20 protein-coding genes and 2 riboswitches are annotated in these 23289 nt (G+C 39.9%); of the genes, 12 read left to right on the forward strand and 8 right to left on the reverse strand.

Going from position 1 to position 23289, the window contains the following annotated elements; all coding sequences use genetic code 11:
- Positions 1 to 68: 68 nt before the first annotated feature.
- Positions 69 to 629, forward strand: a complete 561-nt coding sequence (gene pilW / locus PTQ27_RS05490) for a type IV pilus biogenesis/stability protein PilW (protein ID WP_273747850.1) — start codon at positions 69 to 71, stop codon at positions 627 to 629.
- Positions 626 to 2959, forward strand: coding sequence for a Tex family protein (locus PTQ27_RS05495; RefSeq protein WP_273747776.1), 2334 nt, complete (start codon positions 626 to 628; stop codon positions 2957 to 2959). The genes pilW and PTQ27_RS05495 overlap by 4 nt, the downstream gene beginning before the upstream one ends.
- A 201-nt stretch (positions 2960 to 3160) precedes the next feature.
- On the opposite strand, the gene PTQ27_RS05500 is transcribed toward PTQ27_RS05495, so the two are convergent.
- Positions 3161 to 3982 carry an SDR family NAD(P)-dependent oxidoreductase gene (locus tag PTQ27_RS05500; protein ID WP_273747851.1) on the reverse strand — a complete coding sequence of 274 codons (822 nt, stop codon included), beginning with the start codon at positions 3980 to 3982 and terminating at the stop codon, positions 3161 to 3163.
- A 2-nt stretch (positions 3983 to 3984) separates the two neighbouring features.
- Complete coding sequence (locus PTQ27_RS05505) at positions 3985 to 4545, reverse strand: nitroreductase family protein (RefSeq protein WP_273747777.1); 561 nt, start codon at positions 4543 to 4545, stop codon at positions 3985 to 3987.
- A gap of 107 nt (positions 4546 to 4652) precedes the next feature.
- Between PTQ27_RS05505 and sppA the strand changes: the two genes are divergently transcribed.
- Together sppA and thiE are read left to right on the forward strand one after the other, a co-directional pair.
- Positions 4653 to 6509 carry a signal peptide peptidase SppA gene (sppA, locus tag PTQ27_RS05510; RefSeq protein ID WP_273747778.1) on the forward strand — a complete coding sequence of 619 codons (1857 nt, stop codon included), beginning with the start codon at positions 4653 to 4655 and terminating at the stop codon, positions 6507 to 6509.
- 162 nt (positions 6510 to 6671) lie between these two features.
- Positions 6672 to 6768, forward strand: a riboswitch (TPP riboswitch).
- A gap of 69 nt (positions 6769 to 6837) precedes the next feature.
- Positions 6838 to 8352 carry a thiamine phosphate synthase gene (gene thiE, locus PTQ27_RS05515; protein WP_273747779.1) on the forward strand — a complete coding sequence of 505 codons (1515 nt, stop codon included), beginning with the start codon at positions 6838 to 6840 and terminating at the stop codon, positions 8350 to 8352.
- A gap of 79 nt (positions 8353 to 8431) precedes the next feature.
- On the opposite strand, the gene thiM is transcribed toward thiE, so the two are convergent.
- The 5 genes from thiM to ilvG all read right to left on the reverse strand — a co-directional run bounded on the left by thiM (position 8432) and on the right by ilvG (position 13818).
- Entirely contained in the window at positions 8432 to 9250 is an 819-nt protein-coding gene (gene thiM, locus PTQ27_RS05520; protein WP_273747780.1) for a hydroxyethylthiazole kinase, read from the reverse strand.
- Positions 9251 to 9309: 59 nt separating this feature from the next.
- A riboswitch (TPP riboswitch) is annotated at positions 9310 to 9409 on the reverse strand.
- A gap of 63 nt (positions 9410 to 9472) precedes the next feature.
- A complete protein-coding gene (gene nrdD, locus PTQ27_RS05525; protein WP_273747781.1) occupies positions 9473 to 11254 on the reverse strand; it encodes an anaerobic ribonucleoside-triphosphate reductase in 1782 nt (593 codons plus the stop codon).
- Positions 11251 to 11724, reverse strand: coding sequence for an anaerobic ribonucleoside-triphosphate reductase activating protein (gene nrdG / locus PTQ27_RS05530; RefSeq protein WP_273747782.1), 474 nt, complete (start codon positions 11722 to 11724; stop codon positions 11251 to 11253). The genes nrdD and nrdG overlap by 4 nt, the downstream gene beginning before the upstream one ends.
- Positions 11725 to 11936: 212 nt before the next feature.
- Entirely contained in the window at positions 11937 to 12155 is a 219-nt protein-coding gene (gene ilvM, locus PTQ27_RS05535; protein WP_273747783.1) for an acetolactate synthase 2 small subunit, read from the reverse strand.
- Positions 12156 to 12165: 10 nt separating this feature from the next.
- Positions 12166 to 13818 carry an acetolactate synthase 2 catalytic subunit gene (gene ilvG, locus PTQ27_RS05540; protein WP_273747784.1) on the reverse strand — a complete coding sequence of 551 codons (1653 nt, stop codon included), beginning with the start codon at positions 13816 to 13818 and terminating at the stop codon, positions 12166 to 12168.
- A 342-nt stretch (positions 13819 to 14160) separates the two neighbouring features.
- On the opposite strand from ilvG, the gene nrfA reads away from it, so the two are divergent.
- From nrfA to PTQ27_RS05580, 8 genes are all read left to right on the forward strand, one after another.
- On the forward strand, positions 14161 to 15666 hold the full coding sequence (gene nrfA / locus PTQ27_RS05545) for an ammonia-forming nitrite reductase cytochrome c552 subunit (RefSeq protein ID WP_273747785.1): 1506 nt from the start codon (positions 14161 to 14163) through the stop codon (positions 15664 to 15666).
- A 19-nt stretch (positions 15667 to 15685) separates the two neighbouring features.
- Positions 15686 to 16342, forward strand: coding sequence for a cytochrome c nitrite reductase pentaheme subunit (gene nrfB / locus PTQ27_RS05550; protein WP_273747786.1), 657 nt, complete (start codon positions 15686 to 15688; stop codon positions 16340 to 16342).
- Positions 16342 to 17019, forward strand: coding sequence for a cytochrome c nitrite reductase Fe-S protein (gene nrfC / locus PTQ27_RS05555; RefSeq protein ID WP_273747787.1), 678 nt, complete (start codon positions 16342 to 16344; stop codon positions 17017 to 17019). Before nrfB ends, nrfC begins: the two co-directional genes overlap by 1 nt.
- Positions 17019 to 17987: a cytochrome c nitrite reductase subunit NrfD gene (gene nrfD / locus PTQ27_RS05560; RefSeq protein WP_273747788.1), complete on the forward strand. Its 969-nt coding sequence runs from the start codon at positions 17019 to 17021 to the stop codon at positions 17985 to 17987. The genes nrfC and nrfD overlap by 1 nt, the downstream gene beginning before the upstream one ends.
- 135 nt (positions 17988 to 18122) lie before the next feature.
- Positions 18123 to 20027 (forward strand): heme lyase NrfEFG subunit NrfE, encoded by a 1905-nt coding sequence (gene nrfE / locus PTQ27_RS05565; RefSeq protein WP_273747789.1) that lies wholly within the window; start codon positions 18123 to 18125, stop codon positions 20025 to 20027.
- On the forward strand, positions 20024 to 20557 hold the full coding sequence (locus PTQ27_RS05570) for a redoxin family protein (protein WP_273747790.1): 534 nt from the start codon (positions 20024 to 20026) through the stop codon (positions 20555 to 20557). Before nrfE ends, PTQ27_RS05570 begins: the two co-directional genes overlap by 4 nt.
- The gene (nrfF, locus tag PTQ27_RS05575) at positions 20547 to 20981 is read left to right on the forward strand and encodes a heme lyase NrfEFG subunit NrfF (protein WP_273747791.1); all 435 of its coding nucleotides are present in this window, start codon (positions 20547 to 20549) and stop codon (positions 20979 to 20981) included. The genes PTQ27_RS05570 and nrfF overlap by 11 nt, the downstream gene beginning before the upstream one ends.
- Positions 20982 to 21743, forward strand: a complete 762-nt coding sequence (locus PTQ27_RS05580) for a TPR domain-containing protein (RefSeq protein WP_273747792.1) — start codon at positions 20982 to 20984, stop codon at positions 21741 to 21743.
- Between the two features lie 51 nt (positions 21744 to 21794).
- Here the strand turns inward: PTQ27_RS05580 and PTQ27_RS05585 are convergent, their stop codons facing one another.
- Positions 21795 to 23189: a Do family serine endopeptidase gene (locus tag PTQ27_RS05585; RefSeq protein ID WP_273771118.1), complete on the reverse strand. Its 1395-nt coding sequence runs from the start codon at positions 23187 to 23189 to the stop codon at positions 21795 to 21797.
- Positions 23190 to 23289 lie beyond the last annotated feature (100 nt).

Below are 23289 nucleotides of genomic sequence, written 5' to 3' on the forward strand. Positions count from 1 at the left end.
TTGCCTAAAAATCGCTAGTCTTGAATACAAGAGAACAGTAAAATTAAGCCTATTTTAGTGAGGAGAGCATAATGTTTGCAAAATTTTTGAAAAATTTAACCGCTTGTAGCTTAGCCATTTTATTAGTGGCTTGTTCTTCTACCCAGCAATCTTCCTCTGAACCTGAATTTAACCGTTCGGAAGCGGTAAAAGCCCGTATTAACCTCGCTTTAGCTTATTTAGAACAAAATGATTTCCCAAAAGCGAAGCAGAATATCGATAAAGCCCTTTCCCACGATGCCAAAGATTACCTGCCTTATTCGGTGTTAGCCTATTATTATCAGCAAACTGGCGATGTGGAAAATGCAGAAAAATCCTACCAACAAGCCTTAAGCCTAAGTGATAACCGCCCTGATGTTTTGAATAATTATGGCACTTTTTTATGCAAGCAAGGTCAATTTAAGCAGGCTTATCAACAGTTTGAAACGGCGGTAAAAAGCCCAAAACCTTATTATCATCAAGCAGATAGTTTAGAAAATATTATACTTTGTGCCAAAAAAGAGCCGAATTGGCAGAAAGTAACAGAAACTTTAACTGAGCTCGAAAAATTAGATAAACCCCGAGCAACTTTATTGAAGGAAAGCAAATGACCCAATTACACAGTGAGTTAAATCGCCAAATCAGCCAGATTATTGCAACTGAATTAAATGTTGGTAGCCATCAAATTTTGGCTGCTATGACTTTATTAGATGAAGGCAACACCATTCCTTTTATCGCCCGTTATCGTAAAGAGGTAACTGGCGGTTTAGACGACACCCAATTACGGCATTTTGAAAACCGCCTAATCTATTTGCGTGAAATGGACGACCGCCGTCAAACCATTCTGAAATCTATTGAAGATCAAGGTAAGCTTACCGATGAGTTGCGTGAAAAGATCTTAGCGTGTGAAAGTAAAACGGAGTTAGAAGATCTCTACCTACCTTATAAACCAAAACGTCGCACCCGTGGGCAAATTGCGATTGAAGCAGGGCTTGAACCATTAGCCGAAAGTTTATGGAACGACCCGACACAAGATCCTGAAACCTTAGCTGCGACTTTTATTGATACGGAAAAAGGTGTGGCAGACAGCAAAGCCGCTTTAGACGGGGCAAGATATATTCTAATGGAACGTTTTGCCGAAGATGCGGAGCTACTTGCAAAACTTCGCCAATATTTGACCGCTTACGCTACCCTTGAATCGAAAGTGATTGAAGGTAAAGAGGAAGAGGGCGAAAAATTCCGTGATTATTTTGCTCACAGTGAGCCGTTTAAAACCGTGCCGTCTCATCGTGCGTTGGCGATGTTCCGTGGGCGAAATGAAGGTGTTTTATCGCTAAGTTTAAATGCTGATCCAGATGCGGAAGAAGGGGCGAAAACCAGCCATTGTGAAGAGATTATCCGCAGTCACTTAGGTGTGATTTTCAATAATCAACCTGCAGATAAATGGCGTGAGCAAGTAATTGCGTGGACGTGGAAAATCAAAGCCGCTCTGCATTTAGAAACCGAGCTAATGGGTAGCCTGCGTGAAAAAGCGGAAGAAGAGGCGATTGATGTGTTTGCTCGCAATCTTTCAGCATTGTTAATGGCAGCACCGGCAGGGGCAAGAAATACAATGGGCTTAGACCCGGGCTTGCGTACGGGGGTAAAAGTGGCGGTTGTGGATAACACAGGGAAATTATTAGATACTGCAACAATTTATCCACACACAGGCAGAGAGGCAGAGGCTCAATTAGCGATTTTTACCTTAATCAAAAAGCATAATGTAGAACTTATCGCCATTGGTAACGGCACAGCCTCTCGTGAAACCGAGCGTTTTGCCAAAGCGGTCATTAAAGAGATCAAAGAAAATAAACCGCAAACAGTGGTGGTCAGTGAGGCTGGGGCATCTGTTTATTCCGCATCGGAATTTGCGGCGAATGAGTTCCCAAATTTAGATGTATCATTGCGTGGAGCGGTGTCTATTGCTCGCCGTTTGCAAGACCCGCTGGCAGAATTGGTAAAAATTGAACCGAAAGCGATTGGTGTGGGGCAGTATCAGCACGATGTAAACCAATCCCAACTGGCTCGCAAACTAGATGCGGTGGTGGAAGATTGCGTAAATGCGGTAGGGGTTGATCTCAATACCGCATCGGCTGCGTTATTGGCTCGTGTGGCGGGAATGACGAAAACCTTGGCACAAAATATCGTGGCTTTCCGTGATGAAAACGGTCGTTTTAACAGCCGAACAGATTTGAAAAAAGTGCCTCGTTTAGGGCCAAAAGCCTTTGAACAGTGTGCCGGTTTTATGCGAATTATCGGTGGTAAAAATGCGTTAGATGCCTCAAGCGTTCACCCAGAGGCTTACCCTGTGGTAGAAAAAATCTTACAGGCAACCACATCAACTCTTGCCGAGTTAATGGGCAACAGTACTAAAATTCATTCGCTAAATGCCAAAGATTTTGTGGACGAGCAATTTGGCTTGCCAACGGTAAACGATATTTTCAAAGAACTCGAAAAACCGGGGCGAGATCCACGTGGCGAATTTAAAACCGCCAGCTTTATGGACGGTGTGGAAGAAATCTCCGACCTTAAAGTCGGAATGATTTTAGAAGGCACGGTGACTAACGTGGCAAACTTTGGGGCATTTGTGGACATTGGCGTGCATCAAGACGGTTTAGTGCATATTTCAATGCTTTCAAACACTTTTGTTGAAGACCCGCATACTGTGGTCAAAGCAGGCGATGTGGTTAAAGTAAAAGTGTTAGAAGTTGATGCTGCTCGTAAACGTATTGCTTTAACCATGCGTTTAGACGACAAACCAACGGACAAAAAAGAACAAAAAAGCGGTCGAAATTCAGCAGAAATTCGCAAAAATCCACAAAAAAACGACCGCTTGCAAAACAACCGCAACACCTTCGGCAACAATGCTTTTGCTGATGCCTTAAAAGGTTGGAAAAAGTAAGATAAAAAATATCCTGATGTGTTCTGCCTCACGATGGCGCAAGCGTCCACGCTTGTGCCTACTCATTCTGGCAGAAGTATTTCTGTTATAAGCTAAAAGCCAAAATATACCAAGTAAAATTTAGTTTATTTTGGCTTTTTTGTGTTTGGCACAAGCGTGGACGCTTGCGCCATCAGGAATATTTTTTATTTCTTTTTGGATTTACCCACCAAATTTTCTATTCATATAATCAAAAGCGACCGTTGGTAATAATCTTCTTAGCCACCAAAAGAGTTTGGTTGGGAAGGTAACTTGATAACGGGCTTTTGGTTTTTCTGCTTTTAAGGCTTTTAAGCAGGCTTCTGCACAGGCAGAGGCAGGGAGCGTGAATGGGTTTGCGTTGCCTTTTGTGGTTAAGCGTTTATATTGGCTTTGGTTTAACTCTTTGTGATAGGAATTTTCCAAATCAATATATTGCTCAAGTTTGGCAACCGAATTTGGTCGGAAATTACTTTGAATTGGGCCAGGTTCGATTAACGAAACATAGATGTTTGAGCCATATAATTCACAGCGTAATGTATCTGCCAAGCCTTCTAAGGCGAATTTGGTGGCATTATAAGCCCCACGATAGTGCATTGCGGCAAAGCCTAAAATACTGCTATTGATTAAAATTCTGCCGTGGTTTTGGTTGCGGAAGATTTTCATCGCTTGATTGATAATTTCCCAAGCTCCAAAAACATTGGTTTCAAAAATTTCTTGTAATGCTGCACGGGGAATATCTTCCACACAGCCGGGTTGCCCGTAGCCGGCATTGCAAAAAATGGCGTCTAATCGACCGCTTGTGTTGATGTAATCAAAGGCTTGCTGAATATGCTCGGAATTGGTTACATCTAGCAAAATGCACTCAAAGCCTTCTGCTTGCAAGCGTTCGACATCTTCTGATTTTCGGCAACTGGCAATCACTCGCCAGCCGGCTTGTTTTAGGTGTTGGGCGGTGGCATAACCAATGCCGGAAGAGCAACCTGTAATTAAAATTGTGTTCATCATTATTTAATATAGCTAACGAAACCGTCTAAGTTTTCCGTTTCTTTTGCTTGGTTAATTTCTCCTTCAAGTGGCGAGCCAATCATTACTAAGGCAATAATTTTGTCGCCCTCTTGGCAACCGAAAGCACTGCGGAGATCTGAACCGTTAATCCATTTATTCGTGATCCAAACCGTATCAAAACCGAGAGAGTTAGCGGCAAGTTGTATCGCATAAGTGGCACAACCTGCAGTGAGCATTTGCTCCCAAGCTGGCACTTTCGCAATATTATGATCTAGCTTTGCCACTACACCGATAATCATTGGGGCTCGGTTAGATAAACCTTCCGCCTTTTTTAAATGTTCTTCGCTCAGCCCAAATTCTTCAACCGCAGAAGTTAAGTATTCTCGAAGTTGTGGCATACCGCTTTTTTCAATCACTACAAAATGATAAGGCTTTAAACGACCGTGGTCGGGGGCTCGTAGCCCTGCTTTTAAAATTTGTTCTAATTGTTCTGGGTTCGGGGCTTTATCACCCAATTTTTTGCTTGAACGGCGATGAAGAAGTAAATCTAAAGACTGCATATTGATAACCTTTTTAAGATTGATTCGTTGATAAAAGCATACCATATTTTAATCATTTCGTGATTGCTTTATACTGTACCAAATTATTTTATTTTTGGACTTTCCCAATGCTAAAACTGTTAAAACTTGTTTATCGTGCTTTTCGTTGTATTCGAGAGTGTGTAATCAACCTCTTTTTTATTCTTTTTATGCTGTTGTTAGTGCCTGTTGTGGCATTTATCTCAAGTGCAGATAAAACCCAAAAAACGATGTTTACCCAAGGGGCGTTGCGTTTAAATTTAGACGGCGACCTTGCGGATAATCGTGAAGATTTTGCCGATTTATACCGCTTGCTTCAATCAGAATTAGGCAGTGGCGAGCCTTTTAAAATCTCAACCTTTGATGTGGTGCAAGCCATTAGCCAAGCAAAAGATGACCCAAGAATTACCGGCTTAGTGTTAGATCTAAGCCATCTACAAAGTGCGGATTTTTCCTCTTTAGATTTTATCGGTAATGAAATTAACAATTTTAAAGAGTCAGGCAAAAAGGTTATTGCGATTGGCGAGCAGTATTCGCAAAAACAATATTATTTAGCCTCTTTTGCCAATGAGGTTTATCTGAATAAAGCAGGCTCTGTTGGGCTACAAGGCTTAAGTTATTCTAATATCTATTTCAAATCGTTATTCGAGAAAATTGAGGCGGAACCGCATATTTTCCGTGTAGGCACCTATAAAGCTGCCGTTGAGCCTTTTATGCGTGATGATATGTCGCCTGAGGCAAAACAAAACGCACAAGCTTGGCTTAGCCAAACTTGGCAACAAACGGTGGAAACTGTGGCTGAAAATCGCCAAATTCCAACGGAGAACATTGATTTAACCCCTGCAACCTATATCGAAAAATATAAACAAGCGAAAGGCGATGATGCTCAATTTGCACTCAACCAAAAATGGGTAAACAAATTAGCCTCTAACCAAGAAACCAAAGCGATGCTTATTTCGCATTTTGGTGAAAATAGTGAGGGCAGTTATAACCACATTGAATTTGATGATTATGCCAATGAGCTTAATGATCGCTTTGGAGAAGTGAATGCACCGAAAATTGCTGTGGTAAATGTTGAAGGTGCAATTATGTTGGGCGAAAGCGATGAAACGGGGGTAGGCAGTGAAACCGTAGTTAAACTCTTACAGAAAGCCAGAGCTGATAAAAACGTAGAAGGTTTGATTTTACGAATCAACAGCCCGGGTGGGAGTGCAATGGCATCAGAATTGATTCGTCAAGAAGTGGAAGAATTCCAAAAAGCCGGCAAACCTGTAGTAGCCTCAATGGGCGGAATGGCGGCCTCGGGCGGATATTGGATTGCGGCAACCAGCGATAAAATTATCGCCAGCCCCAATACGCTTACAGGTTCTATCGGCATTTTCGGTTTAGCGGTAAGTTTTGAGAAAACGGCTAAAAACCTTGGGGTAAGTGAAGACGGTATTGCAACTTCTGCACTCGCTCAACCAATGGGGCTAAAAACGCTACCAAAAGAGCAAAGTGAACTGTTACAAATTGGCATTGAAAGTGGTTATGAACGTTTTTTAAGCTTAGTGGCTGAAGGCAGAAAAATGTCAAAAGAGGCAGTAGATAAGGTTGCACAAGGTCAGGTATGGAGTGGCAGTGATGCGTTAAAACACGGCTTGGTCGATGAATTAGGCAATTTCAATGTGGCTTATGCAATGCTTTCAGAGCTAATTAACCAACAGCGTGAAACCCAAAGTAAAGCCAAAGTAGAACAATTTGGTTTGCAATGGTTTGCCGAAGTTGATGACAGCTTATTCAGAAAATTAAGCCGAGAATTTAAAGCACAAATGCAGGTTAATTTAGCGAATTGGCTAGACTTACCTCTGCTTAAAAAATCAACGCAACAACTTGAGCTACTTTCACGTTTTAACGACCCAAAACAGATGTATCTGTATTGTTTAAATTGTGGAAAAATAGAGTAAATACCGATAGCGTTCATTTATGACGAGTGCTGAAAATGTGTTGTTTAAGGTATTTGTCAAAGACGAATATCATCAGTGCATTATTAAAATTACAAGCGGTTATTTTTTCTTAACATTTTGCAAATTTTTGTGAAAATTTGACTGTTTGTTGGTATATACTAAAAACTCTTGTCGGAGTGCCGTAAGGCTGAGATCGCAAAAGCGAGATCCGTGGAACCTGTAGGTTAGTACCTGCGTAGGGAACAAGTTTTGCCAAAAATTTAAATTTTTGAACCGCTTACCACATCTCTGACAAGCAAACCCTTAACAATTTTATGAGGATTTTGCGATGTCTATGTCTAATCATTCTATTTCTAAACCTAAAGTTATTTGGACGGTTGCCGGCTCAGATTCCTGTGCGGGTGCTGGTTTACAAACCGATTTACATACCTTTCACGATTTTAATCTTGTTGGCTGTTCAGTCGTAACTTCGGTAACGGCACAACATCCGCACGGGGTATTGTGTGTAACGCCTGTTGATGATCACACCTTTCGCCAACAATTTGAGGCTTTGTTAATTCAAGGTTACCCGAATGCAATAAAAATCGGGCTGCTTTGTTCTCAAAATCAGGTCGAAATTTTGTGTGAATATATCCAGAAAATTCGGGCTGAGAGTGAAGAGCATTGCTATGTAGTTTATGATCCTGTAGCGGTAGCAAGCAGTGGGCAGGCATTATCCGATAGTATTTTATTGCCGATTGTGCAAGAAAAACTGTATCCGTTAGTGGATTTAATCACCCCAAATGGAACAGAACTTGCTTTACTAAGTGAAACGGAAATTGCCACCTTAGACGATGTGAAAAAAGCAGCAGAAACCTTGTTTTCACAAGGTGTAAAAGCGGTTTTAGGAAAAGGTGGGCATTTTGAATGGCAAGGCGAAGAGGTTTGTGATTACTTGCTCACACCAAAAGAGGTTTATTGTTTTAACCATTCAAGATTGCAAAGTGTGAATACACACGGAACAGGTTGCACTTTTGCCTCTGCCATTGGGGCGATGCTTGCCCAAGGTTTTGATTTGCCTGACTCAGTTACTGTCGCCACCGCTTACTTGCAAAAAGGTTTATCAGAAAAAGAGGGCAGAGGGCAAACCGCATTAAGCTCACTTTGCCATACAGGCTACCCGACAGTTCTCCAATTTTTCCCAACCACTTCTTTGCTTTCGGCACCACTGAGTGTACCAACGCAAGCCTTTGCAGAAACTGACTACCAACTTGGGCTCTACCCAGTAGTAGAGACTTTTGAGTGGATTGAGCGTTTAATCTTAGCTGGGGTAAAAACGTTGCAAATTCGTGTGAAAAATCGACCGCTTGCTGAGGTAGAACGTGAAATTGAGCGTTCTGTTCAATTAGCAAAACAACACAATGCTCGCTTATTTGTGAACGATTATTGGCAACTTGCAGTGAAATATGAGGCCTATGGTGTGCATTTAGGGCAGGAAGATTTTGCTACTGCAGATCTGAATGCTATTCAGCAAGCCGGCTTGCGTTTAGGTGTTTCAACCCACGGCTATTTTGAAATAATGCGAGCCTTGCCGATTAAACCGTCTTATATTGCTTTTGGGCACGTATTCCCAACGCAAACAAAAGAGATGCCTTCCGAACCGCAAGGGGTGGTTAATTTAGCTAAATATGTGCAGTTAGTTGCTCCAATTCAAATGCCAACAGTTGCCATTGGTGGAATTAAAGAAAGCAATATTCAGCAGGTTATGCAAACAGGTGTAGGCAGTAGTGCAGTGGTAACCGCTATTACGCAAGCACAAGACTGGCAACAAGCGGTTAAAAAATTGGAAAGTTTTACAAATTAAAATTTTTAAATAAGCGGATAGCAAACTGATCTGCACCTAAAAGTTGGACTAAACAATCAACTGATAAGGTGCAGATTGTTTAGACATATTCCACCTTCGCTAAATTTTCAACCGTTTCTGGTGTTAATGCTCCTAGTTCATCAAGCAGATTAACAGCAAAATGCCCATATTGTGTTGGAGCTAATGATTTTGCAGCAAGCTCGCCAGCCACCGCATAAGCGGTACAGGCTTCAATTAAAGCAGGCAAATGGTTTTCTGTGTCTGCTACGGCAAGAAAAGCCCCACAAACCGCACTTAATAAACAACCAGAGGCAGTAATTTGTGGGAACATTGGCGTGCCATTGTGTAATAAAGCAGTTTGTAAGCCATTGCTTACTACGTCAGTTTCGCCACTAATAGCCACTAAAGTGTGATATTTCTTTGCGACTTGTTGTGCTATTTCAACAAGGCTATAAGCCCCTTCCCCTGCATCGACACCTTTGGCATTCCAAGCAACATTGGCAATAGTGGCTAATTCGCCCGCATTGCCTCGAATAGCGGTAAATTGGATTTCTTGCAGTAGTTTTTCTACAGTTTGACGGCGAAATGGTGTCGCCCCGACACCAACAGGATCAAGCACCACAGGAATACCTAAACGGTTTGCGGTTTTGCCTGCAAGTACCATCGCCTCAACTTCTTTGCCAATTAAGGTTCCAATATTAATTACTACTGCTTGGCTCAATGCTGGCACGCTTTCCATTTCTTCAATAGCTGCGGCCATAATGGGCGAAGCACCGAGAGCTAATAGCCCGTTTGCGGAAATGTTAGCAGCAACAATATTGGTAATGTTGTGTACAAGCGGTCGAATTTCTCGAATTTTTTGCAAGTAATGTGATTGATATGAAATAGGAGTGGTCATCGTTTATTCCTCTAGGTTGAAAAAACGCACCAACACAAACGGGGAATAAAGAGGGTAAGTTTTGATTCCTTTTAGTTTCCTACGTCAGTGCTAACTGCATCAGGTTCAACGGGTATTTCTCAGCCTATTTATGAAAAATAGGCACCCCGACTAAATCAGTGGCTAATATAATCGCTAAAAAAAGGGTTGTAAAGATACTTACAACCCTTAATTCAAGATTATTTACGCAGCTTCTCGATGATAGAACCGTAAATTATGTTCTTTTTGGCGAGCGGAGCTGAAGGCAGATACCCGTTTTAAATAGCCAATTACACGAGTACCGTAATCAATATTGTGTGAACCACATTTGCTACAATGGTGTAAAGTGCGTTTGTCGATATGGTTGCAGTCGTTGCAAATGGTAATCTTCACGTTAATGCAGAAATAGTTACAGCCCGTTTTGGCGGCGGTATCCAGCAGTGTGCGGTAGCCGTGAGTGGTTAAGGCTTCATCTAAGTTTAGATGTAGAGCAGATCCGCCGTCTAGCCATTCAATTAACTCTTTGCCGTGTAGTAAGAATTTATCAAGTGCATTGATTTCTTCATCTTCCACCACATAGAAATAGGAATTGTAGCAATCACGAGGGACAAAATAGCCGTCGGCTTTATCCCATTTCGCATTTTTCACACCAAGGTTTTCTGCTGGTACAAATTCGGTATTAAACTTCACCCCATATTGAGCAGTTGCTGCTTGATTGGCTTCAAAAATAGTTTTAAGACGAGATTGTACAAATTCAACATAATCAGGATTATAGCCTACGGTTAAGCCTTGAGATTCCGCCGCTTCAGCCATTCCGTTAATGCCAATAGTGAGGAACTGCTTATCGAGCGAAATAAAGCCTGCATCATAAACAGGTAACATTCCGGCGGCTAGGTAATCTTCCATCAATTTACGGTAAGCGTATTGATATTTATGGATCTTGCCGACTTCTGTTGCTAAATCACGTTTATCTTGCACTAAACGGTTCATATTAAGGGTAATTACGTTAATTGAGCCCGTTGCCACACCGCCTGCCCCTAAGGAATAAGAGAAAGTGTGATCGCTAATTTCGTTACGTAAACGACAACAAGAAGCGAGCGAGTCCGGATTATCAGATTGATAAATAAAGAATGAGTTGCCTTGTGATAACTCTTTTGCCATTTGGTTGGCAAACTCATCATCTTTGCATTTCCCATTTGCGGTAAGCATTGCTGCCGTTACCACAGGGAAGGTTAAAATTGCTTTGCTTCGCTCTTTGTTAAACCATTGCATAAAGAAAAGTTGTAGCTTAGCGGTAGTTTCCCAACACGGTTTTTTAAAATCAGGGAAAACAAAATTGCCGAACATCGCCTCAAAATAGAATTGGTCGTAAAGGGAAATATTCCAAAACACGCTTTGATAACCACGAGCGGCAGCTGGTTGGTTAATGCTATACACTACTTGTTGCAAGTGGTTTTCGATTTCGTGGCGGTGGGTTTCTAAATAGTTATTGCCGTAGTCTTTACGGGCAAAATAGTCAAAATAGGTTAGGAATTCAACGGTTGCTACCGCTCCTGCAAATTGTGAGCTTACGGCAAACACAAAGTTAATAAAAGATCCGCAAAATGAGGCGAGGTGCTTAGGGCCTTTTGATTCGCCGCCTAATTTACTTAAACCGTCTCGTAAGAAAGGATACATTGTGACAGAAACACAATAAGGTTTAAGGCTGGTTTCATCATGCACATAAATTTCGTGAGCTTCAATTTGTCGGAGGTACTCTTGTGCGGTTTCTGCATCAAATAATTCGGTAATTTTTTGGCTAACTTTGGCACGGTTAATTTGCACAAAAAAATCTTTCATTAGTTCGTTTTCCATTGTGGCAATATTTTTTTGTGTTACGTTAGCATTGGCATCCATTTTTGAGCCATCGGCGGCATTTTTAGCGTGAATGTAGTCATCAATAAAGGTTAATTTGTCGTCTAATTGTGCTTGCTGTAAGCGAATCATAGTGAAGCTCCTTTTATAAATAAATGGTTTAAGGTCTGGTTGCTACGCAAATCAATAAAACGTTGATTAGTGGTTAGGCTATTTAGCCCTCCTCGTTCTGCAATCCAACGACCTGTTTTTAAATAGGTTAATTCCGATAATAATGATGGCGACACTTCCTCTTTTTCTAAGCCGGTATAGAGGCAGGTTTCAAGCCCTTGTTGTTTCGCGAGTTTTAGCAGTGGCAATAATTTCTCTTTTTGCCACTCTCCACCCATAAACAGTACGCAACTAATTAGCCCCTGATAGTTTTTTAGGCGGCTAGCAAGGTACTCTTCGGTCAGCACTTTTCCGTTACAGCTTTTCCAACTATCTGCACTATGACAACCCTTACAACCTAGTGGACAGCCTGTAATCAGGAATGCAAGAGAAGTTTCATTGGGGACTTCTTGCCAAACAATTTGCTCTGAACTAAATTTGAGGTTTTCCATCTTTATTAGGTTTAACACAATATATTGTGTTTTTTAACATTTTTTAACACTATATATAGTATGTTAGATCTATAAAATCAGAAAATAAAGAGGAAAAAATTAAAAAAATAGATTGCTTTTAAAAGAAATGAATAAAATCAAAAAGATAGCGAATTGTAAATTTTTGGCGAAAAAAAGACCGTGTATTTTCTACACGGTCTTAAAAAGTTTGGCTAATTGATTTCGATAATATCAAAAAGTTTTTCTAATTGATGTGTTAAAAGCTCAATTTCACGTGGGCTTTCTAGCACGAAATGTAAATGAAATGTTGTATCGTTAGATTCTACATTTAGGCTGATAACATTAAACCCTCGATGACGAATAACTCGCAAAATACGTTCTAAAGTTTCAGGGCGTTTATTTGCTTTAATGGTTAATGAATATTGTTGCATTTTTTTCTCCCTATACTTCGTCATCTAACATATCGGCATTACAAGCACCAGGTGGTACTAATGGCCATACATTGTCTTCTTCTGGAATACAAACGTGAAGTAAGTATGCTCCTTTTGTATTTAATAGGCGATCTAGTGCATCAGAAACCTCATTTGCTTTTTCAATGCGTTCACCTTCAATATCAAAAGCTTTTGCTAGCATTACAAAATCAGGGTTGTCATCTAAAATAGTATTACTGTGGCGACCATGGAAGAATAGCGATTGCCATTGGCGAACCATACCTAAGCGTTGGTTATCTAACAGTAAAATTTTAACTGGCAAATTTCCACGTTTAATTGAACCTAATTCCTGGATATTCATCATAATTGAGCCATCGCCCGTAATTAAGATAACTGGATCGTTAGGTCTCGCTTTAATTGCCCCTATTGCAGCAGGCAAGCCAAAGCCCATAGAGCCAAAACCTGCAGAGGTAATATAGTTTTTTGGGTCGTGATAACTTAAGTGCTGTGCCGACCACATTTGGTGTTGCCCAACATCAGTGGTAACCACGCTATTAGGTGCTTTACGTTGAGAAAGCGTATTTAGTAAGGCAACGGCATTAATATCGCCTTCCCCTGCATTGTCTTGATATTTAAAATCAAATTGTTGTTTTAGATCTCGCACATCTTGTCGCCAAGGTTCAATATCTAACGATTGAGCAAGAGAATTTACGGCTTCAATTAAATCGCCTTGTAAGGCAACTTGTACTTTACGCAGTTTGTTAATTTCTGCATTATCAATATCAATATGAATGACTTTTGCGTGAGGAGCAAAGGTATCTAATTTGCCTGTTACACGATCGTCAAAACGAGCACCACAAGCAATTAATAGATCGCACTCTTGTACTGCATAGTTTGCGGCTTTTGTACCGTGCATTCCGATCATTCCCATATAAAGCGGATCGGTCGGATCAATAGTACCTAATCCTTTTAAGGTTGAAACAGAAGGGATATTTGCAATTTTTACAAAATTTCTAACCGCTTGTACACCATCAGCCATACCAACACCACCACCTACATAAAGAACTGGACGTTTGGCTAAAGCAAGTAATTGTTTAGCTTGTTCTAATTTTTCTTTATCTTGCGGATTAGGGTTTTCTTTTGCGTAAACAATAGGTTGTGCTGAAGTGGGTGCTAGTTGAATATCACGTGGAATATCAACAAGTACTGGGCCTGGTCTGCCACTTTGGGCAACTTTAAAAGCAAGAGCAAGAATTTCGGGTAATTCTTCGATGCTTTGAACAATAAAGCTATGTTTGGTGCAGCCTAGTGATAAGCCTAGTACATCAGCTTCTTGGAAAGCATCTGTACCAATTAAATGGCTTGCCACCTGCCCTGTAATGGCTACAACAGGAATGGAGTCTAGGGCAGCATCGCCTAAACCGGTAATTAAATTAGTGGCACCTGGGCCTGAGGTAGCAATACAAACCCCAACTTTTCCTGTAGAGCGAGCATAACCAATAGCGGCCATAGCAGCTCCTTGTTCATTACGGCAAAGAAGATGATCTAACCCTGAATCATAAATGGCATCATAGGTTGGCATAATAGCTCCACCTGGGTAGCCAAATAATGTTGTAACACCGTGTGCTTTAAGGCTTTCGGTGATTAATCTTGCTCCATTCATTGATGTTGTGTCCTTTAAGTTTTTATCGTTTTTCTAAAATACTTTATAGATAACATAAATTCGGCAATTTTTAAACTTTATTTTCGGCAAAATTTGGCAATTCTTATTTACGCTGAAGACTAAATAAAAGTCGTTTTTATTTACTAAGAAAAAAGAGTTACCTCTTAAGAGGTATTTTGCAAGATTTTATTGATTTACTTCAATAAATCTTCACTTTGGAATAGTAGATTGACTTTAAATTTCATATTCTCACTAATGAATTATTAGGAGTTATCTTATTAATTTAATAGGAAAAATTCTCATTTTTATATATTTATTTTTTACCTGCGTGGGAGAACCAAAATGAAATTTATAGCAAAAGGCCTTGTAATGGCGACAATTTCAATGTTGGGGTGTTTACAGCCTGCTTTAGCTGAAGAATCAAAAACAGAATCACTAACAGATAAAGCACTTAAATACGAAAAATTAGGCGTTACGATTAACTCTGCAAACCATACTTTTGCAGAGAAGTATCCATTACAATACAACTCTTGGAAAGCAACATCTGAATCAGCGGATCTTGATAGTGCATTAGAAGAGGATCCTCGTTATGTGATTTTGTGGGCAGGTTATGCTTTCTCGAAAGATTATAACAAGCCACGTGGTCACTATTATGCGGTAACTGATGTACGTGATATTTTACGTACAGGAGCACCAAAAGATGAAAATGATGGTCCACAACCAATGGCTTGCTGGACTTGTAAAGGCCCAGATGCTGCTCGTTTACTTGAAGAAAAAGGAGAACGTGGATACTTCGATCCTAAATGGGCAAAATATGGTGCAGAAATTGTAAACTCTATTGGTTGTGCAGACTGCCACGACACAAATTCAGAGGAGTTCAAACAAGGCAAACCTGCACTACAAGTTGCTCGTCCTCACGTATTACGTGCCTTAAATACAGTAGGTTGGAAATTTGAAGATTTAGATAAACACGGAAAACGTGCTGCAGTTTGTGCAAACTGTCACGTTGAATACTACTTCAAAAACAAAACTGATGTAACCTTCCCTTGGGATAAAGGTGTAGATGTCGATAGCATTGAAAAATATTTCGATGAAATCGAATTTGCAGACTGGACTCACGCATTATCTAAAACACCTATGTTAAAAGCACAGCACCCAGACTTTGAAGTTTGGTCGCAAGGTGTGCACGGTAAAAACGGTGTAACCTGTATTGATTGCCATATGCCGAAAGTAAAAGATAAAGATGGCAATGTTTATACAGATCACAAAATCGGTAACCCATTCGATCAATTTGATGCAACTTGTAAAACTTGTCACGAACAAAGTAAAGAAACGTTACAAGCTCGTGTAGCAGAACATAAAAAACAAGTTAAAGACGCAATGATCAAATTAGAAGATCAAATCGTGAAAGCTCACTTTGAAGCGAAAGCTGCTTGGGACGCTGGTGCAACTCAAGATGAAATGACCGATATTCAAACTGCTATCCGTCACGCTCAATGGCGTTGGGATTACTCAGCGGCTGGTCACGGTAGCCATATGCACGCACCAGATGTAATGTTACACGTTATTGCAACAGGTATTGACCGTGCTGCAGATGCTCGTGCGAAATTAGGGGTTGTATTAACTAAACACGGGGTAGAAACACCAGTAGCAATTCCAGATATTTCAACTAAAGAGAAAGCACAAAAAGCGATTGGCTTAGATATTCCTAAAGAACAAGCTGCAAAAGATGAATTCTTAAAAACTGTTGTTCCACAATGGGAAGCTGAAGCTCGTGCTAAAGGTTTATTACCAGCAGAAGAAGTAAAACCTGCAGCAGTTGTTGCACCAAAAGCAGAAGCAAAATAATGTAGCTTGAGGTGATATTATGAAAAATTTAATTTCAAAAGCAGGGCGAGCATTCGCCCTTATACAAGCGGTTACATTTGCAAGTTTTTTTGCAATTTCAACCGCTAATGCCCAAATGCCACAGCTACCAAAACCACTTTGGCAAACTGAGCAAACAGATGATGCACAAATTGCTGAAGATGCTCGTCGTGATCCAAATAAATATTGTGTTCAATGTCACGAGTCTGCTAATGCAACAGGTAAACCATTTCATCACGCGGGGAAACACTTCCAAAAAGATGTGAAAAGCCCAAATAATGGTGAGCCAATTACTTGTGTAAGTTGTCACGGTAATATTTCTGAGCATCACCGTAAAGGTGTCAAAGATGTAATGCGTTTTAATCCGCAAGATAAAGCATCTAACCCAGATTTAGAGCGTTCTATTAGTGAACAAAATCAAGTCTGTGTAGCGTGTCATACCGCAGATAAATTACGTGAAACATTCTGGGCACACGATACTCACGCAAGTAAAATTTCGTGTACTAACTGCCACGAGCTTCACCCAGAAAAAGAACCAATGAAGGGCATTGCTGAAAAAGATCGTATTAAACTTTGTACAGACTGCCACACTAAAATTCACTCTGGCGAATTTAAAACACCAGAAATGAGAGCAAAAGAAGCAAAAGGAACTAAATAATGACTTGCACCCGTAGAGATTTCGTCTCAGGGGCAGGTGCTATCGCTGTCGTAGCAAGCACCGGGCTTGCTACCTCAGTAACTCTTGCTACTGAGAAAGAACAAAAGAAAATTCGCTATGCGATGGTCCACGATGAAACTTCTTGTATCGGCTGCACTGCTTGTATGGATGCTTGCCGTACTACAAACAATGTACCAGAAGGTGTTTCTCGTTTAGAGATTATCCGTAGTGAACCATTTGGTGAATTCCCAAATGTACAATATGAGTTTTTCCGTCAATCTTGCCAACATTGTACAAATGCTCCTTGCGTAAGCGTTTGTCCAACAGGTGCCTCATTTGTTGATCCTGAAACCGGTATTGTTGATGTGCACTCAGACTTGTGTGTTGGTTGCCAATATTGTATTGCGGTTTGTCCGTACCGTGTTCGTTTTATTCACCCAGAGAAAAAATCGGCAGATAAATGTAATTTCTGTCGTGATACGAATTTAGCAGAAGGCAAGCAACCAGCTTGTGTGGAAGCTTGTCCGACTAAAGCATTAACCTTTGGTGATATGAATGATCCAACCAGTGATATTTTCCATAAAGTGAAAAACAACCCTGTTTATCGTACGAAAACATCACTAGGTACAGAGCCTAACTTATATCATATTCCATTTGGTAAAGGAGAGCATAGATAATGAATGAATATGTACCTTTCCAAACCCCAAATTTAGTTTGGGACAGCAGTATTGCTATTTACTTGTTCTTATTGGGGATTTCCTCAGGAGCAGTTCAGTTAGCGATTGCTTACCGTAATAGCGGTGCTAAAATTGAAAAAAATAGCGAAAACTGGATTATTCGTAGTGGTGCAATACTTGGTACTTTACCAACTATTATTGGTTTGTTACTGTTAATTTTTCACTTAACTAAACCTTGGACATTCTGGAAATTAATGTTTAATTATAACTTTAATTCAGTAATGTCGATGGGGGTAATGTTATTCCAACTCTATATGGCAGTGCTTGTTGTATGGATTGCGGTAATGTTTAAAGATTGGATTGCGGTGTTTATTAATCGTAATTTACCAATGTTTAAATTCTTACTGAGCTGGATTGATTTTGCAGAGGAAAAATTACTAAAACCGATTGAGTTTATCTTATTCGTGCTAGCAGCGGTATTAGGGGCTTATACAGGCTTCTTACTCTCTGCATTAGTGAGTTACCCAATGTTGAATAACCCTGTATTACCAGCGTTATTCTTAGCATCTGGTGCATCATCGGGTATTGCTGCAACTTTCCTTGTAGTTCTACTTGCAGGAAAACTCTCTGGCGAAAGTAACGAAGTTCACTTTATGCACAAATTTGAAGTGCCAATTATGGTAACAGAACTTGGCTTAATTGTAGCATTCTTTGTTGGCCTACACTTTGGTGGAGCAGATAAGCAACTTGCGTTAGCTAATGCTTTAAGTGGGTTCTGGGGCTCAGTATTCTGGATAGGCATAATGCTAATTGGTATAGCCATTCCGCTTACGGCAAATATTTTTGGCTCTCACCGCTTGAAACATAATGTGAAATTTATTATCTTAATTTCAATTTTCGATTTAATCGGTGTACTCTGCTTACGTTATTTTATACTTTATGCAGGGCAACTTACCGTTGCAAGTTAATAATGCATATTAGTGATAGCGCTCGTCTTAGACGAGTGCTATCTTTTTTAAATCAGAAATAGTTGAGCATAAAGCACTCAAGAATTATCTTTGGTGCTTTTATTCCCTTACAAGCGGTTATATTTTGGATCTATTATGCTACCCGAACTGGGCTATTTTTTACTCTTATTAGCGGCAATTTCCGCCATTTTTCAAGTTGGCTTTTCCTTGTGGGGAGAAATACGTAAGCAATACCATTGGCTGGCATTAGCTCCGCTTTTTACCTATTTACAAGCCATTTTTACCACGCTCTCTTTTTCTATTTTGGTGTATGCATTTTTAACAGATGATTTTTCTGTTATTTATGTTGCAGCTCATTCGAATACTCAATTACCTAATTTCTTTAAATTTGCTGCCAGTTGGGGCGGGCACGAAGGTTCAATGTTGTTTTGGCTGACAGCCCTTGTAATTTGGTCTGCAGTATTTTGCAAATTTTCTCAAAAAATTGACCGCTTGTTTGCCAACAGAAGTTTAACGATGCTTGGGCTAATTTCTCTTGGTTTCTTACTGTTTATTTTGTTGGTTTCTAATCCGTTTGAGCGAGGCTTTCCACCGCCACCAGAAGGACGAGATCTCAACCCGATGTTACAAGATATTGGTTTGATTTTTCATCCTCCGTTACTCTATTTAGGCTATGTCGGTTTTGCCGTAAGCTTTGCAATGATTGTGGGCTCCCTTGTTTCTGGCAGTATTGATGCCGCCATTATGCGTTGGATTCGACCTTGGACGATGATCTCTTGGGGCTTTCTAACCGCAGGCATTATGTTAGGAGCTTGGTGGGCATACTATGAATTAGGCTGGGGTGGCTGGTGGTTTTGGGATCCAGTCGAAAATGCTTCTTTGATGCCTTGGCTGCTTGGTACTGCCTTAGTGCATAGTTTAATTGTGAGTGAAAAACGTGGCATTTTCTATTATTGGACGATTCTACTGGCAATTTTTACCTTTGCATTGAGTTTGCTCGGCACTTTTATTGTTCGCTCCGGTGTATTGACTTCGGTTCACGCTTTTGCTGTTGATCCAGATCGAGGAATGGCATTACTTATTTTATTTTTTAGTTTAAGTTTTATTGCATTGGCACTATTCGCATTCCGTACCAATTTATGGCACGGAAAAGTCCGCTTTGATATATTTTCAAAAGAAGTGGCGTTTTTATTAATTAATGGTTTATTAAGCGTTGCGGCCTCAGTTGTACTACTTGGCACCTTTTACCCGATGATTTTCACTATTATGAATTGGGGCAGTATTTCTGTAGGAGCACCTTATTTTAATAGTGTATTTGCTCCATTAACATTATTGTTAATGATTATTATGGCAATGGCAGTTGTGTTACGCTGGAAACAAATTCCACTTAAGCAGATTTTAGTTAAATTATGGTTACTCCCCATTGCTGTGGGTTTGGCATCAGGGTTGATTTATCACACAATTTTACAAAGACCGCATTTTGACTTTGTAATATTACCAGCTGTTTTTGTTAGCCTTGCGATCTGGATTATTCTAACCCATATTCCCTATTTGCCATTTATGTTTAAAATCCGACCGCTTGCAATGCGACTTGCTCATATCGGTTTTGCCGTTTGTGTGATTGGGGCGATGATGAATAGCTATTATGGCGATGAAGTGGGTGTGCGTTTAAAACCGAATGAACAGGCAGAACTCGCAGGGTTTACCTTTAAATATGAAGAATATCACGATTTAATCGGGCCGAATTACACGACAGAACAAGCCGTATTTTCGATTAGTCTAGATGGAAAAACATTGGCTGAAGTAACACCTGAACGGCGTTATTATGATGTTCGAACAATGACAATGGCAGAAGTTGGACTCTATCATCACTATTTAGACGATATTTATATTGTAATGGGCGATAAATTTGGCAATCTAGAATATGCCTTCCGCTTGCATTACAAACCCTATGTTCAAGCGTTATGGTTAGGGGCTATGATTATGATCTTAGCTGCATTATTGGCACTATTTGGTTATCGCAGAGAGTATAAAAAATGAAAAAAGCACTTTTGTTAATTCCACTTTGTCTTTTAATTGCTATTGTTGGTTTTCTCTCTGTACCACTAATGAATAAAGATGCACTCTCGCCAACAGAAGATTGGCAGGGCAAGCCTTTCCCTGAGTTTGTGGGCAAGAACTTACTTGATAGCAATGCTCGCTTAGATAATAACAGTTTGCCGAAAGAACCTTATATTCTCAATGTTTGGGCAAGTTGGTGTACTTGGTGTATTAAAGAGTTCCCAATTCTGTTAGAACTCAAACAAAAAGGTGTGCCGATTGTGGGCTTAACCTATAGCGACCGCCCTGTAGATGCCGTGAAAGCATTACAAAACTGGGGTAATCCATTTAACTTAATTATTGATGATTATGAAAAGGGCTTTCTGATTCAAACACTTAAAGTCTCTTCAGCCCCTTCGAGTTATTTAATTGATCGCAAAGGCGTGGTGCGTTATCAGCAAAAAGGCTATAACCCCGACTTCGCTCAAGATTTCCTGCCAAGATTAGAGGCATTACGTAATGAAAAATAGTGGGATTTGGTTATATTTGCAAAAAATCGCAAAAATGCTACCGCTTGTTTTGGGAATGCTATGTTTAAGTTACCCTGTTCAAGCCCAAATGGTAGATACTTTTGTATTTAAGAACGAAGCTGACCGTGTGCGTGCTGTTTCGCTCGCTCGTTCTTTGCGTTGCTTACAGTGCCAAAACCAAAACTTAGTTGAATCGAATGCCACCGCAGCTTACAATATGCGAATTGAAGTATATGAAATGGTAAATCAAGGCAAAAGCAATGAAGACATTATCCGCATAATGACAGAACGATTTGGCAGCTTTGTGAATTATGACCCACCATTCAACCCACAAACTTGGGTGCTTTGGGGCTTGCCATTAGGATTATTTGGATTGCTATTGATTGCGATTTTGTGGCGAACAAAAAGAAGTAGGGCGGAGTAAATGGAAACCCGAGAACAGTTAAGTAAAGAAAATTATCAACAAGCGGTTAAGTTTTCTCAATATTTTGCAAATGATCTTAGGCAAGAATTTGAAAGTGAGGCAGAGCAACGTTATCAATTTGAGAAAACGCAATTTGAGCAGCAGTTGCAAAATTCTCAGCAAAAACAACCGCTTGTAAAAAAATCAATTATTAGTTTATGTGCAATTTTTCTGCTAGGTAGTATCTATTATTGGCAGAGTGGGCGTTATCAGGTTGTTCAAGAAGGATTACAACTTCATCAGCAATTTCAAGAGCAAACAAACCCACATCAAGGAATATCAAAAAATGATCGTTATATTTTAAGCCTGCAAAATCAATTACGAGAAAACCCTAATAATGGCGAGTTATGGTATGAGCTTGGGCAAGCTTACGCATTAAATAATGAGTTTGATTCAGCGTTAATTTGTTATGGTAATGCTGAAAAATTACTTGGTAAAAAAGCCTCGATTTTAAGTGCAATGGCAACCGCAAATTACTATGATAATAAGCAAAGAATGTCGCCAGAGATAAAAGAATTACTTAAACAAGCCTTAGCTTTAGATAAAAATGAAAGTGCAAGTCTGTTGTTGCTTGCATCAGATAGCTTTTTAAACAATGATTATCAACAGGCATTAGGCTATTGGCGTCAAGTGTTAGATGGAAATAATGAATCTATTGACAGAAGAGCGATTATTCAAAGTATGGCAATGGCAAGACAAATGCTAGAAGGGCAGAATAAATAATTTAACCCCACACAAAATGTTGTGTGGGGTTTTTAATGTGTTTTGATATGATTATTGTAAAATTACATAGAAGTTTGCACCATCACGTACAATATTTAATGCAATTACAGATGGTTTTGCATCTAATACTTTACGTAAATCTGCAATGTTCTCAACAGAGTGGCGGTTTACACCAATGATGATATCGCCTTTTCTTAAGCTTCTCATTTCAGCGACAGAACCTTTTTCTACATTTGAAATTTCAACACCTTTCATTCCTTTTGCACTGTAGTTATTAAACTCAGCCCCTCTTAATGCAGGAATAAGGTTTGAAGCGGTTATTTTAGCTTCAGAATCTGCTTGTAATGTTACTTTTGCTTTTGCTTCTTTACCATCACGAAGATAGGCTAATTCAATTTCTTTGCCTACTCCAGAGGTTGCTACTTTCGCACGTAATTCACTAAAACTACGAACTTTTTGACCGTTAATTTCCGTAATGACATCGCCTGCCTTAAAGCCTGCTTTAGCTGCGGCTGAATCTGGCAATACTTCGCTGACAAAAGCACCTTGTTGGGTTGAAATATTAAACTCTTTAGCTAAATCGGCATTTAATTCGCCACCTTTAATACCAAGCATTCCACGTTTAACTTCGCCAAATTCAATGATTTGGCTAACGAGGCTACTTGCCATATTACTTGGAATAGCAAAAGCAATACCTGCATTACCGCCACTTGGCGAGATAATTGCAGTATTAATACCAATTAATTCTCCGTTTAGGTTAATTAATGGGCCACCAGAGTTACCTTGGTTTACTGCGGCATCGGTTTGGATATAGTTTTCATAACCCTCGTCTAATTTACCTGTTGAGCGACCAAGGGCAGAAACAATACCTGATGTAACAGTTTGTCCTAAACCGAACGGGTTGCCGATTGCAACTGTAAAATCACCTACACGTAGTTTATCTGAGTCGGCAAATTTAATTTCAGTTAAGTTTTTCGGATCTTCAACTTGGATTAATGCTACGTCAGAAAGCGGATCGCTACCCACTAATTTAGCTTTAAATTCACGACCATCTTCTAATTTTACTGTGATTTTATCTGCATTATTAATAACGTGGTTATTAGTAATAATATAGCCTTTTTCAGCATTAATTACCGCACCAGAACCCATTCCACGGAAGTTACGAGGTGCCGAAGAGCGGTTCCCAAAGAAATCTGCGTGTGGCCCAAAGAAAAATTCAAATTCTTCAGGGAGCTGGCGAGTACGACGAGAATCACTTTGCGTTTTACCTTCAACTGCAATGCTAACAACCGCAGGGCGTACTTTTTCTAGCATTGGAGCAAGACTTGGTAATGCTTGACCATCTACCTCAGTAGGTAATGTAGCCTGTGCAGACATTGGCATAGCCACCATTGCTGAACCTAAAATTAAAGCAGTTAAGAATGATTTTTTCATTGTTTTATTCATATTGTATATATTCCTTAATATCCTACTATTTCTGTCATTAATGAGTGGAATTACTCGCATTCACTAAGACAAACCCTTTTTTTTTCAGTTCATTATAATA

This window comes from Mannheimia cairinae (assembly GCF_028649535.1).
Lineage (GTDB): Bacteria > Pseudomonadota > Gammaproteobacteria > Enterobacterales > Pasteurellaceae > Mannheimia > Mannheimia cairinae.